Annotated in this window: 15 protein-coding genes; 8 read left to right on the top strand and 7 right to left on the bottom strand. The window is 65.6% G+C overall.

Annotated features, from left to right (window positions below):
* Positions 1-273 precede the first annotated feature (273 nt).
* Both AC5IJH_RS14440 and AC5IJH_RS14435 read left to right on the top strand, forming a co-directional pair.
* A complete protein-coding gene (locus AC5IJH_RS14440; protein WP_491903527.1) occupies positions 274-1,656 on the top strand; it encodes a M20/M25/M40 family metallo-hydrolase in 1,383 nt (460 codons plus the stop codon).
* 36 nt (positions 1,657-1,692) lie between these two features.
* Complete coding sequence (locus tag AC5IJH_RS14435; protein ID WP_491903526.1) at positions 1,693-2,502, top strand: rhomboid family intramembrane serine protease; 810 nt, start codon at positions 1,693-1,695, stop codon at positions 2,500-2,502.
* A 25-nt stretch (positions 2,503-2,527) separates the two neighbouring features.
* Here AC5IJH_RS14435 and AC5IJH_RS14430 read toward each other — a convergent pair whose 3' ends face one another.
* A complete protein-coding gene (locus AC5IJH_RS14430; RefSeq protein ID WP_491903525.1) occupies positions 2,528-4,921 on the bottom strand; it encodes a glycoside hydrolase family 31 protein in 2,394 nt (797 codons plus the stop codon).
* Between the two features lie 99 nt (positions 4,922-5,020).
* On the opposite strand from AC5IJH_RS14430, the gene AC5IJH_RS14425 reads away from it, so the two are divergent.
* Both AC5IJH_RS14425 and AC5IJH_RS14420 read left to right on the top strand, forming a co-directional pair.
* On the top strand, positions 5,021-5,440 hold the full coding sequence (locus tag AC5IJH_RS14425) for a hypothetical protein (protein WP_491903524.1): 420 nt from the start codon (positions 5,021-5,023) through the stop codon (positions 5,438-5,440).
* Positions 5,441-5,675: 235 nt separating this feature from the next.
* Entirely contained in the window at positions 5,676-6,623 is a 948-nt protein-coding gene (locus AC5IJH_RS14420; protein WP_491903523.1) for an Ig-like domain-containing protein, read from the top strand.
* Positions 6,624-6,653: 30 nt separating this feature from the next.
* Here the strand turns inward: AC5IJH_RS14420 and miaA are convergent, their stop codons facing one another.
* Genes miaA through AC5IJH_RS14405 form a run of 3 tightly spaced genes read right to left on the bottom strand, consistent with a single transcriptional unit; the run spans position 6,654 to position 8,871 of the window.
* The gene (miaA, locus tag AC5IJH_RS14415; RefSeq protein WP_491903522.1) at positions 6,654-7,601 is read right to left on the bottom strand and encodes a tRNA (adenosine(37)-N6)-dimethylallyltransferase MiaA; all 948 of its coding nucleotides are present in this window, start codon (positions 7,599-7,601) and stop codon (positions 6,654-6,656) included.
* On the bottom strand, positions 7,595-7,738 hold the full coding sequence (locus AC5IJH_RS14410) for a hypothetical protein (protein WP_491903521.1): 144 nt from the start codon (positions 7,736-7,738) through the stop codon (positions 7,595-7,597). The genes miaA and AC5IJH_RS14410 overlap by 7 nt, the downstream gene beginning before the upstream one ends.
* 26 nt (positions 7,739-7,764) lie before the next feature.
* Positions 7,765-8,871, bottom strand: coding sequence for an energy transducer TonB family protein (locus tag AC5IJH_RS14405; protein ID WP_491903520.1), 1,107 nt, complete (start codon positions 8,869-8,871; stop codon positions 7,765-7,767).
* A 236-nt stretch (positions 8,872-9,107) separates the two neighbouring features.
* On the opposite strand from AC5IJH_RS14405, the gene AC5IJH_RS14400 reads away from it, so the two are divergent.
* The 4 genes from AC5IJH_RS14400 (at position 9,108) to AC5IJH_RS14385 (ending at position 12,121) form a co-directional block, all read left to right on the top strand.
* Complete coding sequence (locus AC5IJH_RS14400; RefSeq protein ID WP_491903519.1) at positions 9,108-10,274, top strand: PP2C family protein-serine/threonine phosphatase; 1,167 nt, start codon at positions 9,108-9,110, stop codon at positions 10,272-10,274.
* A 111-nt stretch (positions 10,275-10,385) separates the two neighbouring features.
* Positions 10,386-10,868, top strand: a complete 483-nt coding sequence (locus AC5IJH_RS14395; protein WP_491903518.1) for a metal-dependent transcriptional regulator — start codon at positions 10,386-10,388, stop codon at positions 10,866-10,868.
* Positions 10,869-10,904: 36 nt separating this feature from the next.
* Complete coding sequence (locus AC5IJH_RS14390) at positions 10,905-11,414, top strand: MogA/MoaB family molybdenum cofactor biosynthesis protein (RefSeq protein ID WP_491903517.1); 510 nt, start codon at positions 10,905-10,907, stop codon at positions 11,412-11,414.
* Entirely contained in the window at positions 11,411-12,121 is a 711-nt protein-coding gene (locus tag AC5IJH_RS14385; RefSeq protein WP_491903516.1) for a YqaA family protein, read from the top strand. Before AC5IJH_RS14390 ends, AC5IJH_RS14385 begins: the two co-directional genes overlap by 4 nt.
* 78 nt (positions 12,122-12,199) lie before the next feature.
* Here the strand turns inward: AC5IJH_RS14385 and rplT are convergent, their stop codons facing one another.
* The 3 genes from rplT to AC5IJH_RS14370 all read right to left on the bottom strand — a co-directional run bounded on the left by rplT (position 12,200) and on the right by AC5IJH_RS14370 (position 13,311).
* The gene (gene rplT, locus AC5IJH_RS14380; protein WP_491903515.1) at positions 12,200-12,571 is read right to left on the bottom strand and encodes a 50S ribosomal protein L20; all 372 of its coding nucleotides are present in this window, start codon (positions 12,569-12,571) and stop codon (positions 12,200-12,202) included.
* Between the two features lie 118 nt (positions 12,572-12,689).
* Positions 12,690-12,887, bottom strand: coding sequence for a 50S ribosomal protein L35 (rpmI, locus tag AC5IJH_RS14375; RefSeq protein WP_491903514.1), 198 nt, complete (start codon positions 12,885-12,887; stop codon positions 12,690-12,692).
* Positions 12,888-12,960: 73 nt separating this feature from the next.
* Positions 12,961-13,311, bottom strand: coding sequence for an energy transducer TonB (locus tag AC5IJH_RS14370; RefSeq protein WP_491903513.1), 351 nt, complete (start codon positions 13,309-13,311; stop codon positions 12,961-12,963).
* Positions 13,312-13,506: the final 195 nt, after the last annotated feature.

The raw sequence follows: 13,506 nt of genomic DNA, 5'->3' as shown, positions 1-13,506 counted from the left end.
TTTTTTCTATGTGCGTCGCGGATCGAGGGAGAAGAGGGTCACTACCCCGGCAGTCCTCCAGTACGAACAGAGGAAACCGGCTTAGGGGTAGTTGTAGAAGCAACCCTGCCGTGCGTCAAGCGAGCAGGACAGCATGCCATGCACCAATGCCTGCCCCGCTTGTGAGAGGATGCGCCTGTGCGCCACCCAGAGAGAATACCCGCTGCTGCAGGCGTCCGGACTACGCGGACTGCCGCGATGTGTGTGCTGTTCGCAGCCTTCGCTTCTGTTCTGATGCCGACCGCCGGCGCGGCGCCAGAGCCAAACGCAGGAACACCGATCGGCACGGCGCCCGCGGACCCCGCCATTGCAAAAGCGATCGGCGAGATCTCGTCGTCGCGCATCGAGCAGACCATCCGCACGTTGGTGAGCTTCGGCAATCGCAACACGCTGTCGAGCATGAACATCGACCTGCCGGCAAACACGGGTGTGACCGCGGCCGCCGGCTGGATCGAGCAGCAGTTCCGCCAGGTATCGGATGCGTGCCACGGCTGTCTTGACGTAAAGACGGATACGTATATGGAGCCGGCGGACACCAGCCCGCGCTCACGCATTCTTTCCCCGACGAAGCTGACAAACGTGTACGCCGTGCTGCGAGGCAGCGATCCGGCGCAGGCTCCGCGCATGTACCTGGTGACGGGCCACTACGATTCGCGCAACTCAGACACCATGGACACACATGCCGTCGCGCCCGGCGCGAACGACGACGCGAGCGGGGTCGCGGTCAGCCTCGAATGTGCGCGTGTGCTCAGTCAGCAGCGTTGGCCCGCCACGCTGGTCTTCGTCGCGGTTGCTGGGGAAGAGCAGGGACTCAACGGCAGCAAGCACCTCGCGAAGCTTGCCAAGGACGAAGGTTGGCAGCTCGCCGGCGTGCTCAACAATGACATCGTGGGCGGCGACACCACGCCGGGCGACACGATGCAGGACAAGACCCGCGTGCGCGTCTTCTCGCAGGGCGTGCCCTCGACCGCGACACCCGACGAAGTGCGCCGCACCCTCACGCTGGGCCTCGAAAGCGATGGGCCTTCTCGCGAGCTGGCCCGTGCCATCGAAGGCGTGGGCCGCACCTACCTCCAGCCGAAGGTTCTTCAGCCAGTGATGGAGTTCCGCCTCGACCGCTACCTGCGCGGCGGAGACCACTCCTCGTTCAACCAGTTGGGCTTCGCCGCCGTGCGCTTTACCGAGTGGCGCGAGAACTTCGACCATCAACACCAGAACGTGCGCACCGAGAACGGCAAGCAGTATGGCGATCTGCTGCAGTTTGTCGACTATCGGTACGTGGCCAATGTCGCGCGCCTGAACGCGGCGGCGCTCGCGACGCTGGCCTCCGCGCCGGCGGCTCCGGTCGATGTGCGCGTCGTTACCACCGATCTCGACAACAACAGCACGCTGCACTGGAAGCCCGGCTCGGGCGCAGGTCCCGAGACACGAATCGACATCGTGTGGCGAGACACCTCCGCGCCCGACTGGCAGTTCCATCAGGCAGTGCTGCCGGCCGATGCGGCCAAAGGCTCCGCCACCCTGCCCGTCTCGAAGGACAACGTGATCTTCGGCGTGCGCGCCTGCAACGTCCGGCAGCAGTGCAGCGCCGCCGTTGCCCCCACACCGGAGCGCTAGCCCACGGGAGAGGGCTGCGGGGAGGATAATGACCGTATGCCCGGCTCTCGCCCGCTGACCCTGTCGTTTCCGCCCTTCGCCGGCATGGTGAAGCGGCTGGTCCTCATCAACCTCGTCGTCTTCGCGGCGGAGATCCTCATCCGCCTGGTGCACGCCCTCGCGATCGTGCCGGCGCTGCTCATGCTGACGCCCGCCGCGGTCGTCCACAACTTCTTCCTCTGGCAGCCACTCACCTTCGGTTTTGTGCCGACGGCGTCCATCTTTGGCGCGCTGTTCTCGCTGCTCTCGCTGTGGTTCATGGGCTTCTATCTCGAAGATCTGCGGGGCGGCCGCTTCCTGCTTGAGACGTATCTGATCTCGACGCTGACTGGTGGCGTGCTCGCGACGGCGCTCTCGTTCACCGGCATCCTGCACCTCACGCCGCGGGCCACAATCAACGGCACGGATGCTGCGCTGTTCGGCCTGCTTGCGTGCTTCGCGGTGCTGTTCGGGGATCAGCAGTTCTTTATGTTTCCGCTCCCCTTCGGAATCAAGGCGAAGTACCTGGCGATTGTGCTGATGCTGATCGCGTTCGTCATGCTGATCGGCGGCGGCAACGCGCTGGCGGAAGTGGCTTATCTCGGGGGCGGGCTGGGTGGCTACCTGTATGCGAAGCTCGCACCGCGCCGCGGCTACGGCTTTGCCGCGAGCGAAGGCCTCTACGGCGTGCGCAACAGCTACTACCGCTGGAAGCGCGCCCGCGCCGCGCGCAAGTTCCAGGTCTACATGGGCAAGCAGGGGCGCGAGGTGCACTTCGACAAGGAAGGCCGCTACGTCGATCCCGACGACCGACGCCGCATGCACTAGATCGTCAGGGGATACGGCATCTCTGCTAGCGCGCTGACACGACGTCGATTACTGGTTCGGCCGTTCCCTTCCGCATCTCGGCTCCTTCGTGCGTCAGCTTGCGGCTCGCGTCGTCCCAGTGCAGGTGCGTGATGTGGCTTTCGCCGTTCTCGTATGCGTAGCTGACTCCGTCATCGTCGTAAAGCTCGAAGTCGTTGCTCGCCCCCGGATACACGCGCACCTTGGCGATCGCCTGCGGCTGCGCTGTGCTGTCGATGGGCACGCCGAGCGGCAGGATCGCTCCAGCGCGCACGAACAGCGGGATCGTGTCGATCGGGGCAGCGGCAGTGATCGTCTGTCCGCCATGCACGCGCTCGTTAGTCCAGTAGTTATACCAATCGGTGCCGGCCGGCAGGTAGACGCGCCGCGTGGTCGCGCCCTGCTCCGTTACCGGGGCGACCAGCAGCGCCGGGCCAAACATGTACTCATCGCCGAGATCGGCGACCGCAGGGTCGTTTGGGAAGTCCATGAACAGCGCGCGCATGTAAGGCGCGCCGGTCTGGTGCACGCTCCAGCCCAGCGAGTAGATGTAGGGCATCAGTTCATAGCGCAGTCGCAGATACTTTTCGAGGATCGGCTCCGCTTCGTGGCCGTAAGACCAGACCTCGTTGTGATCGCGGCTGCCGTGCGTGCGGAAGTTCGGCTGAAAGACGCCGTACTCATACCAACGCGTGTAGAGCTCGGGGTAGTCGTCGTAGCCGCCGACGTTGGCGCGTGCGTCCGATGGGTCAATGAGCGGCGGATGCGCCGGTACGTGACGCCCGGGCAGGTACTGCCAGCCGCCAATGTCGTTGCCCCAGTACGCCATCCCCGACGCCGTCATGTCGAGACCTGTCGGCACCTGGCGCCGCAGCGCATCCCAGGTCGCCGAGATATCCGACGACCAGAAGATCGCGCCATTGTGCTGCGCGCCCAGGTAGGCATCTCGAGACAGAATCAGCGCACGCGATTTCAAGTCGCGGCGGAAGCCATCGTAGAGCGCAGCGGTGTGGAAGAACGGATAGACGTTGAAGTATTCCGTACCCGGGCCGACGTGGAAGTAGCTGCCGTTCGGCGGCAGGTCGGGCTCGGTCTCATCGGCCCAGAACGCGTCGAAGCCTTTGCTCACCAGGTTGTCGCGAATCGTTCCCCAGAACCACCGAGCAGCGTCGGGGTTGGTGGTGTCGATGTCGGAGCCGGCGCGGTCGTAGGGCAGCCCATTCGTCGGCGTGCCGTCGGCCAGGTGCTCGAACCAGCCCTTCTGCTTCAACTCGTCGTAGTAGCGCGAGCCGGGCACGAAGCGCGGCCACACGCTGATCATGGTCTGAATACCCTGCGCGTGCAGTTCGCGATTCATCGCCGCCGGGTCGGGCCACTTCGTGGGATCAAGATCCATCTGGCCCATCTTGGTGTAGTAGAACCAGTCGACTACCAGCACATCGAGCGGCAGGTGGCGCTCGCGGTAGCCCTTCGCGACCGCCAGCACCTCTTTCTGCGTGATGTAGCGCTGCTTGCATTGGATCAGCCCGTAGGCGGATTTGGGCAGCATCGGCGTCGCGCCGGTAAGCAGACGATAGCCCTGGTAGATCTCATCCGTGGTGCGCCCCGCGATCACGAAAAACGAAACGCGCCGCCCCACTTGTGACGTCCAACGTGTCTGCTCGTTGAAGCCTGGCTCGACCGTGGTCTGCGAGGGATTGTCCCAGACGATGCCGTAGCCCTTATTCGTTACCGCAAAAGGCACGCATACGCTGGGGCCGCCGGTCGCTGTGTAGTTGTGCCAGCACTCGACGGTGTGGCCGCGATGGTCAAGAAAGCCGTGCTGGTCCTGGCCGAGTCCGTAGTAGTGCTCATCGGGCGGGGACGCGAAGGTTGCGCCCACCTGGAAGAACGGCGGATCGCTGGGCCGGCGATCGAGCAGCACGTCCGCATTGCCATCCTTGTGATTGGGCACGGACTGCTGCCAGCCTTCGAGCTCGAGCAGCGTGCTGCCCTCGGGCGTCGCAATGCGGATGTGTGCGCCCGGGGTGGACCCGTTGAAGAAGCGCGCGATGTCCTGCTGGGTCAGGCTGGGCTTGCCGCCCGCGTGCGGCGCATCGAGCGTGACGACCAGGCGCGGCGACCGGTAGCTGTCGCCCTGCGCGTCGTTCGAGTGCAGCCAGCCGGCCGCATCCGGATGGGCGACAACGCCGTAGCCCGGCGGCGCCAACGCAGAGTCGCGTTGGAGGCTCAGCGTCACGCGCACGATGTTCGGCGCGTATGGCTCGAAGACGACCGTGCTGCCGCTGTGATCGATGACCACGGCGTTCCCCGAGGTGGCCTGAGCCAGTGTGGCGGTGGTGGCGAGCAGCAGGACTACGGCGATGAGGGACGAGCGGAGCAGGCGAGGGGTGTCAATCATGCGGGCGGGTTCCGTTAGGCAGGAGAAGACTAATCGCTGATCGCCGGAAGGGGAACTCTCGCGGCGAACGTTCGCACTTCGCGCGGCATCATCTCTAGAATGGTCCCCCGCCGCCGAGCTCTCGCTGCGCTCCTCCTTTCCACCAGTATTGCGGTCGCTGGCTGCCACCACAGCAGCACCGGCTCGTCCAGTGGCAACAACCCGAACAACACGGGCGGCACGTCACCCAGCAACGCAGGCAATACCTCGAACAGTAGCAACGGCGGCACGGAAGGTCAGCGCAAAGGCGAGCAGCCGCAGGCCGCGGACGCAGGCAATCGCAACCAGACGCACACGGCCCCGGACTCCCGCGAGCCGGTGAACAGCGTGAGCGGAAAGCCCTCGGTCGAGTCCGACGACGGCAGCCCCCGCGCGGTGGCGCATCGCTCCGTTGCCCAGCCGGGCGCGCCCGAGGGCACGCTGGCCGGGCAGGCTGCGCGCCAGGTGCAGCAGGCGCAGCCGGCACAGCCGCAGCACTGATCGATACCGGATGGCGAAGCATCCTGCCATGCCGCACGGCACGATCCCGGCGCACGGTGCGCCCGGCAGATACAATACCCGTACACCCCGTTTCGGTAGTGCACTCCATCTCCGTCTCGGCTCCACGAGGGATTTGCATTTGCTGTCAGCTTCGCGCCGTTTCGTGTCACCCCTGCGCCTGTGCGGGCGCGCTGTTCCCCTGGCTCTTCTGCTGGCTGGTCTCGTCACTGGCCTGATGCCTGACGCCGTGGCGCAAGCCAACGCGGCGCAGGGCGATCTGCGCATGGCTGCGCCGAGCACCACCGTGCTGAGCAGCGAAGGCGCTGCTGATGGCCGGCTCACGCTCGAGGTGCGCATCTCGCCGCTGCCCGACGCTCAAGGTGAGCGCGGCACCGTGACTTTCCTCGACCGCGACACCGCAGGCGTGGAGCGCTCGCTGGGCTCCGCACTCGTCTCACCGGACGGCACCGCGAGACTGCTCGTCGCCGGGCTCGCCCCCGGCGCTCACGACGTGCATGCGAACTTCAGTGGCACCGCTGCTTCGTCTGCTTCCGCGTCGACGCCGCTGGTGCTGACCGGCAATGCCGTCACTCCGGATTTCTCGCTGACCGCCACACCAAGCACGCTGAATGTCACCGCCGGGCAGCAGGGATCGGTGCAGGTGTCCGTGACTCCCGCCGCGGGCTTTAACAACTACGTCAGCCTGTCATGTGCCGGCCTGCCGCTTTACTCCTCCTGCATCTTCCTGCCGACAAACGTAGCCGTAACCGGAGTCGCCGGTTCGAGCACGATGACACTTGAGACAGTCGCACCGTCTGGCAAACTTGCCTCACTGCGTGACTTGTCCGGCCATGATTCCGGCCTCGTCTATGCCTTTCTGCTACCCGGTGTGCTGGGTCTGGCCGGGCTCGGATGGGGGCGCCGCGGTGGCCTGCGCACACTCTCGCTGTTCTGCGTGATGATCAGTCTGATCGGTGGGGCGAGCTCCTGCGCCCAGCGCTACACGTACCTGAATCACGGGCCGACGCCGAACCAGGGCACGCCCAATGGCGAGAGCATCATCCGCATCTACGGCACCGCGGTGAGCGGCGCCCAGTCGGTAACGAAGTGCATTCAGCTCACGCTGAACGTGACCTCGACGAACAAGGCCAGCTCGGGGAATAACCTCACGCCCTGCAGTTAAGAGAAAGCCACCGCAACGGTGGCTTTCCTCCTAGAGGGCTGCTTCGACAGCAGCGGTCGCGCGGTCCCGGATCGCTGCCTCGTCCCCGAAGCCCGCAAACCACACCACATCCGGCTCGCGCCGGAACCAGGTGAACTGCCGCTTCGCGAACTGGCGATGCCCTCGCTGCGCCGCCTCGACCGCTGCCTCGCGTGGCAGCGCGCCGCGTAGATGCTCACGCGCCTGCCGGTAGCCGAGCGTGTCAAACACCCGTGCCTCCTCCCCATACCGTGCCATCAGGGTCGCGGTCTCCTCGATCAGTCCGCGCTCAAACATCGCAGCCGCACGCTCGTCAATGCGCTGGTAGAGCGCCCTGCGATCGGGCGCCAGCCCGAGCCGAAGGATGCGGAAGCCAGTCAACGGGAGAGCACCGGCCGTCCACGCCTGCGTGATCGGCTGGCGCGCCTGGAGCGAGACCTCGATGGCACGGATTAGCTTGGGCGTGTCGTTCGCATGGATGCGGCCGGCTGCTGCGGGATCGAGCCGGCGGAGCAGTCGGGCCAGCCACCCCGACCCTTGCCGCTCCGCTGACCGGCGCAGGCGGTCGCGCAGTTCCTCGGACCGGCGCGGCCCCTCGAAGAGACCGTTCAGCAGCGCACGCAGGTAGAGACCCGTGCCGCCGGTCACGATGGGCAGGTGGCCACGCGCGGCAATCTCTGCGATCGCGGCGCGCCCGTCACGCTGGTAATCCCCGGCGCTGTACAGGGTGTCCGGTGAGACGAAGTCGAGGCAGTGGTGCGGCACGCGGGTCCGCTCTGCGTGCGACGGTTTGGCGGTGCCGATCTCGAGATCGCGATAGACCGCGACAGAGTCGCAGCTCACGATCTCGGCTTGGCGACCTGCCGTGCGGAGGTGCTCTGCCAGGGAGAGCGAGAGCGCGGTCTTGCCGCTCGCCGTCGGCCCGAGGAGCACGACCAGCAGCGGCTCGCGATCTACCACCGCCACCAGCCGGGCGGGAACAGCTCACCGCGGTGTGCGCGCAGGACGGCGACGAGGAGCACCAGCAGTGCAATCAGCAGCAGGCCGAAGATCTGTCGCCGCCGCAGGGCGAGAGCACGCTCGTGCCGGTCAGCCATGATGGCGGCCGAGACGAGGCACCGGCCTACTTGTCCTCGTTGATGTTGTAGTAGAAGCCGAATCGCAGCGCGAGGTAGGGCCCCTTGAAGTCCTTGGGCAGCGGCGGGTAGGGCGACGCGCCGGTGATCCCGCCCCACGCAGCCCGGTCGAGCGCTACGTCACCGGAGGGGAAGCGCAACACCATCTGGCGCACGCTGCCGTCCGGATCGATGCGGAACTCGATGCCGACCTTGCCTGCCTTGTTGAGCGGGGGACGGACGGACTCAGGAATCAGCGGCTCCCAGGAACGATACGTCGCAGCGATCACGCGCTGCATGTAGGGGCCGAAGTCCACCCCCATGGTGTCGCTCAGGATATCGGCCCCGGCGTTCAGCCCCTGGTGCTGCGGCATGCGGCCCTGTCCGTAGTCTCCGCCGACCTGGGGCTGCGACGCGCCCCGGGCAGCCTGCCGAATCGCCTCACCCGCGGAGACGCCGGTGTTGAAGCTGGGCTGACTCGGCGCCGGTTTCGGGCTGGGCGGTGGTGCTGGCGTGACCCCCTGCGGTTGCGGCGCCAGGGGCTGGGTGGGTGGCTGCTTTGGCTCGGGTGGCGCCACCTGTTGCGGCGCAGTCTGCGGCGGCGGCGGCGGAGCTTGTTGCTGCGGGGCTGGCGCAGTGCGGGGGGCGGGCGGCCCGGCACGTCGCATCGCTTCGAGCTGCTGCAGCGTCTTCTGATCGAGGGTCGGGTGTTGCGACTGCGCGACCCTGTTCTTGTCGGACAGTGCGCGCGGGTTCTTCGGGCGGATGTTCTTGAGCGCGTCCGGCGGCAGCGTCAGATAGCTTAGCTCTCGCTTCTGGCGATCTTTCAGCACCTCAAACGGGCTGATCACCTTGGGCTGGTGCAGGATGTACCGCGGTCCGAAGAGGATCCACAGGAACACCAGCACGTGCGCCAGCACGGAGATGTAAATGCCCTCGCGCACCCTGGCACGCGACCGCTCATCCTCCAGGTTGTCGATGAGGTGGAGGAGTTCGGTCGAATCCATCCCTTCATAGCGGGTGGAGGAGCGCCGGCGGAACCGGGGGCCGGTGGGGGGCTCCGGGTTCGAGCCCGGCGGAGCGCTCTGCGGGGGTGGGACTTCGGTGATAGCCATGCAATCAGGAAGACGCGGTCTGTCACCTGGAAGACCCAGGAACCCGCACCGGTGTGTCTTAGTATTGTCTCACTCTCGAAAAGCCCGAGCGAGGCACAATCGCCCGCTGGCCTGCTCGAAATGTGCCGTTGCCGCACGCGACCATGCCAGGAGCCGGATCAACTCGAACGCCAGAGCTGGCCACCGGCCTTCCCCTGCCGATCCAACGTGCCGCCGGATCGGGAGACAAGCTCTTCTTGGGCATAGGTTTTCTCCGCTTTGAGCTGATTCTGATGGGTGTCGGCGCCGCGGTGTCGCTGCTGTTCTGGGTCTTCAGCAACCCACCGAACCTTGTGGCGACGCTTCTGTTCACGCTGATCGTCGGCAACGTCATCGCGATCTCGCTCCATGGCACCACGCCCTACCTGACGCGCGTGAGCCCGCTGCGTGGGTGGGCCGTTTACCTGGTCATCCTCGTCCCGGTCGCCGCTCTCGGCAGTCTGCTGGCCGCTTTCACGCTGCTCGCCGTCTACCGCTACCCGGTGCACCGGGCCGCTTACTTCTGGCAAAACCTGCGCTTCGGCACGCTTGTGTCTCTGCTGACGGGCATCGCGATCTACTCCGTGATGTCAACGCGCACACACTGGGAGAAGCGCAACCGACTGCTCGAGGAGCAGGTGGCTGTCGGAGAAGTGCAGCTCTCCGCGCAGGCAGCCGACCTGAAGACGGCACACGAGATCCAGGCACATCTGCTGCCGCGCGAGCTGCCCGTGCTGCCCGGGATGGAGATTGCCTGCGCCTGGCAACCTGCACAGTCGGTGGGTGGCGACTACTTCGACGCATTCTCCATCAGCGCCTCTGAAATCGCGCTGTGCATGGCCGATGTCTCCGGCAAGGGCATCAGTGCGGCGCTCCTGATGGCCAATCTGCAGGCAGCAACGCGCGCCTTCGCGCCCCAGGAGCGCGGCCCTGCCGCCCTCTGCACGCGCCTGAACCAGACCCTCTGCGGGAGCATCGCTGCAGCGAAGTTTGTGACCTTCTTCTATGCCCTCGTTGAGCCGGAGACGCGGAGGCTGCGCTATGAAAACGCCGGCCACTGCAGGCCCATCCTGCTTCGCGATGGCGCGGCGTTCCCGCTCGACGGTGGCGGTATCGTGCTCGGCCTCTTCTCTTCGGCCACGTACGAGGACCGCGCACTCGACCTCCGCAGCGGCGACTGCCTGCTGCTGGTGACCGATGGCGTGACAGAGGCCATGCGTAGCGATGAAGAGGAGTTTGGCGACGAACGCATCGTCGCGGCGGCGCGCAGTTCGATTTCCGGCGGTGCCCAGGCGGTACGCACGAGCATTCTTGAGGAGGTGACCGCCTTTTGCGGTGGCAACTTCCATGACGACGCGTCGCTGATGGTGCTAATGGTCCGTTGAGCCGCCCCACACGCGCGTGAAAGACTGGTTTAGTATCCGACACGGCACGAAGGGTATGCTGGCCTCTCTCATGCCGGACGCGCATCGGATGCCCAGTACGGCGAGGACGCGATGGTTCAGAAGAGCCGCAAGAGCCGCGGCAGTGAGTCGGTCGACGACTACCTGAAGGCCATCTATGCCCTGGGTGGTGCCGACGGCCAGCGCGTCGGCAGCAGCGCACTTGCGGAGCGGCTCCAATTGGCGCCGGCCTCGATCACAAACATGCTGCAGAAGCTCGCCGCAGCGGAGCAGCCGCTGGTCGAGTACGAGCGCCACCGCGGCGTGCGACTCTCGGATTCTGGGCGTCGCCGCGCGCTGGAGATTGTTCGCCACCATCGCCTGATCGAGACTTTTCTGCATCGCATGCTCGACTACAAGGTGGACGAGCTTCACGACGAGGCGGAGCGGCTGGAGCACTTCATCTCCGAACGCTTCGAGGCGCGCATTGCCGCGCGGCTGGGCGATCCGCAGCAGGACCCACATGGCTGCTGCATCCCCGCGCTCGACGGCTCCATGCCACCACAGCATGGCGTCGCCTGCCGCTGCCCTGAGTAGGCATGAAGCAGCACTCCGAACCCTTACAATCACCGGATGGGTTCTGCCTTACCGCGAGCAGTTGTTGTCACCATCAGCGACTCGCGCAGTCGCGGGGAGCGGGCCGATCTATCCGGACCGGCGGTGGTCGCCACGCTGCGCGCTGCCGGTTACGAGGTAGCGGACGCGCACGTCATTCCGGATGAGCAGCCGTTGATTGAAGCCGCTCTCCGTCAGCACGCCGCGACCGCTCCGCTCGTCGTAACCACCGGTGGCACCGGCATCGCTCCGCGTGATGTGACACCCGAGGCGACCCGCGCGGTCTGCGATCGCATTCTCGATGGTTTTGCCGAATGCATGCGCGCCGCCGGAGCGCGACGGACCCGCCTTGCCCCACTGAGCCGGGCCGTCAGCGGCACGCTCGGCCGCTCGCTGATCGTGAACCTGCCGGGCAGTCCAGAGGGCGCGGTCACCTCGCTCGAGGCTGTGCTCGACCTGGTCCCCCATGCGCTGCTACTGCTGACCGGGGCCGAAGCGCACGGCACGCACCCTGGAGAGCGCACGTGAGCGCCCCCGCAGCGGGTTTGGTGGGCAAGTGGCTCGCCCGTTACAAGACCCTCATCTTCGGTATGCTTGGGCCGCTGGGCTTCTGGGGTGTAGGGCTGATCTCCGTCATCGACTCGGGCGCCATCCCCGTGCCGATGGATGTGATCATCTCCACCTACGTGTGGAACGACCGGCGCCACGCATTCCTGTACGTGCTGCTGGCCGCGATCGGATCCGCCGTCGGTGGGCTGCTTCCGTTTCTGCTGGGACGCGCGGGCGGTGAACTGTTCCTGCTGCGGCGCATCGATCGCACGCGCTACGAGGCGATGATGGCGCGCTTCGAAAAGCAGGAGTTCCTTGCGATGGCGATTCCATCCGCACTTCCGCCGCCCACACCGTGGAAGGCATTCGCGTTTGCGGCGGGTGTGTTCGAGATGCGCGTACCAAACTTCCTGCTGGCCGTGTTTGTGGGCCGCATGGTGCGCTTCGGCGTGGAGGCGATCCTGACCGTGAAGTACGGGCCGGAGATCGTGAAGGTCGCGGGCGCGCTCTTCCGCGATCACCTGATCGCTACCCTCTCCGTGCTGGGCATCCTGCTGTGTGCGCTGCTGGTGTGGATGCTGCGGCACCGCTTCCGCCGGACGTCGCGTGACCTCGAAGACGGCGTGGAGGAAGTGGCAGACGATCCGGACGGCGTGCCGCGGCGGCGACGGCGCATGTGGCAGTAAAGTACGTCGGGTGAAAGACCTGCAACGAGAAAGGCCCAGCACTCGGCTGGGCCCTTCAACATTCCGTGCAGGCGCGGTTTAGACCACGACTGGCTTGCCGACGGCTTCCTTGGCGGTCTTGACCAGGGAGGAGAAGGCGGTTGCATCGTTCACCGCGAGGTCGGCCAGGATCTTGCGGTCGAGCTCGATGCCGGCCTTCTTCAGGCCGTTGATGAACTGCGAGTAGCTGGTGCCGTTCTGCTTGGCGGCGGCGGAAATGCGCACGATCCAGAGCGAACGGAACTGCCGCTTCTTCTGCCGGCGGCCGCTGTAGGCAAATTTGAGGCCGCGCTCGACGGCTTCCTGGGCTGCCTGGTAGAGCTTGGATTTGGTGAGGAAGTAGCCGCTGGCTCTCTTCAGGATCTTTTTGCGGCGTGCAAGCCGCTTGGTTCCACGTTTGACGCGGGGCATGGTCTGAGAATCTCCTTTGGTGGTTCGTTGTGCGGCTGGAGGCAGGAAGCAGGGTCCGGGAGGACGTCTGCGTTTTGAACCTCTTCACTCGCTCGATCGCACTGATCCGAGAAACGGATCAGGCGTACGGAATCATGCGGCGCACCTTGGCCACGTCGGCGTCCGAGACCAGGACAGTGCCACCGAGGTGGCGCTTGGTCTTGTTTTCCTTCGAGGTCAGGATGTGGCGCATCTTGGTCTGGCCGCGCAGTACCTTGCCGGTACCAGTCTTCTTGAAGCGCTTGGCCGCGCCCTTGTGTGTCTTCAGCTTCGGCATAGATGTCCTGTCTGCATCGCCCTCAGGGCGACATTCGTCAGTATAGCAAAGCGGCGTGAACACTCGGGCGGGCTCAGTAGAGTTGGAAATTCTCCATGACCTTGATCTGGGTCGCGACGGGCTGACCATTCAGGGTAGCTGGCTCAAACCGGAACTGCTTCACCGAAGCGATCGCGCTCTCATCCATCTCGCGCCCGACGTCTGCCTGATCGGAGGGCAGACGGTTCCGAATCGAGTCTACCGTCTCTACACGCTGCGGGTGGCCGGAGGCATCAACGACTACCTGTACGACCGAGATGCCTCCCACGCGTAGACGCCGCGCGTCGGATGGGAAGATGACGTCTACCGAGTGCAACAAGTGCGGCGGCAGCACTCCCTTCTGCTTGTGGCATCGTGTGTAGTCGGGAGCATCGCAGACCGTCAAACCGGCAGAAGGCGGGGGCACGTTTGCAACAGGCGCCGCCGCCCGTTGTACACGGTGGGCGCATCCAGAAAGCACACAGCACAGCATCACGAGCAGAGCGTACCTGGAGACTAACAACGGGAACCTCCGAATCGGCCGATGTGAATGTAATGCCAAGCGAGCCTGCTCGCAAGAGCTGCGAGCTGCGCTTCCTGC

The sequence above is a fragment of the Candidatus Dedyshia acidiphila genome (assembly GCF_051025295.1).
Taxonomy (GTDB): Bacteria; Acidobacteriota; Terriglobia; order Terriglobales; family Acidobacteriaceae; genus KBS-83.
Note: the sequence above shows the minus strand (reverse complement) of the source record. Positions and strands in the feature narration are given on the sequence as shown.

Coding starts and splice junctions, on each gene's coding strand:
- AC5IJH_RS14435 (WP_491903526.1), top strand. CDS start 1,693: ATGCCCGGCTCTCGCCCGCTGACCCTGTCGTTTCCGCCCTTCGCCGGC.
- AC5IJH_RS14390 (WP_491903517.1), top strand. CDS start 10,905: ATGGGTTCTGCCTTACCGCGAGCAGTTGTTGTCACCATCAGCGACTCG.
- AC5IJH_RS14410 (WP_491903521.1), bottom strand. CDS start 7,738: ATGGCTGACCGGCACGAGCGTGCTCTCGCCCTGCGGCGGCGACAGATC.
- AC5IJH_RS14395 (WP_491903518.1), top strand. CDS start 10,386: ATGGTTCAGAAGAGCCGCAAGAGCCGCGGCAGTGAGTCGGTCGACGAC.
- AC5IJH_RS14425 (WP_491903524.1), top strand. CDS start 5,021: ATGGTCCCCCGCCGCCGAGCTCTCGCTGCGCTCCTCCTTTCCACCAGT.
- AC5IJH_RS14420 (WP_491903523.1), top strand. CDS start 5,676: ATGCCTGACGCCGTGGCGCAAGCCAACGCGGCGCAGGGCGATCTGCGC.
- rplT (WP_491903515.1), bottom strand. CDS start 12,571: ATGCCCCGCGTCAAACGTGGAACCAAGCGGCTTGCACGCCGCAAAAAG.
- AC5IJH_RS14430 (WP_491903525.1), bottom strand. CDS start 4,921: ATGATTGACACCCCTCGCCTGCTCCGCTCGTCCCTCATCGCCGTAGTC.
- AC5IJH_RS14405 (WP_491903520.1), bottom strand. CDS start 8,871: ATGGCTATCACCGAAGTCCCACCCCCGCAGAGCGCTCCGCCGGGCTCG.
- AC5IJH_RS14440 (WP_491903527.1), top strand. CDS start 274: ATGCCGACCGCCGGCGCGGCGCCAGAGCCAAACGCAGGAACACCGATC.
- rpmI (WP_491903514.1), bottom strand. CDS start 12,887: ATGCCGAAGCTGAAGACACACAAGGGCGCGGCCAAGCGCTTCAAGAAG.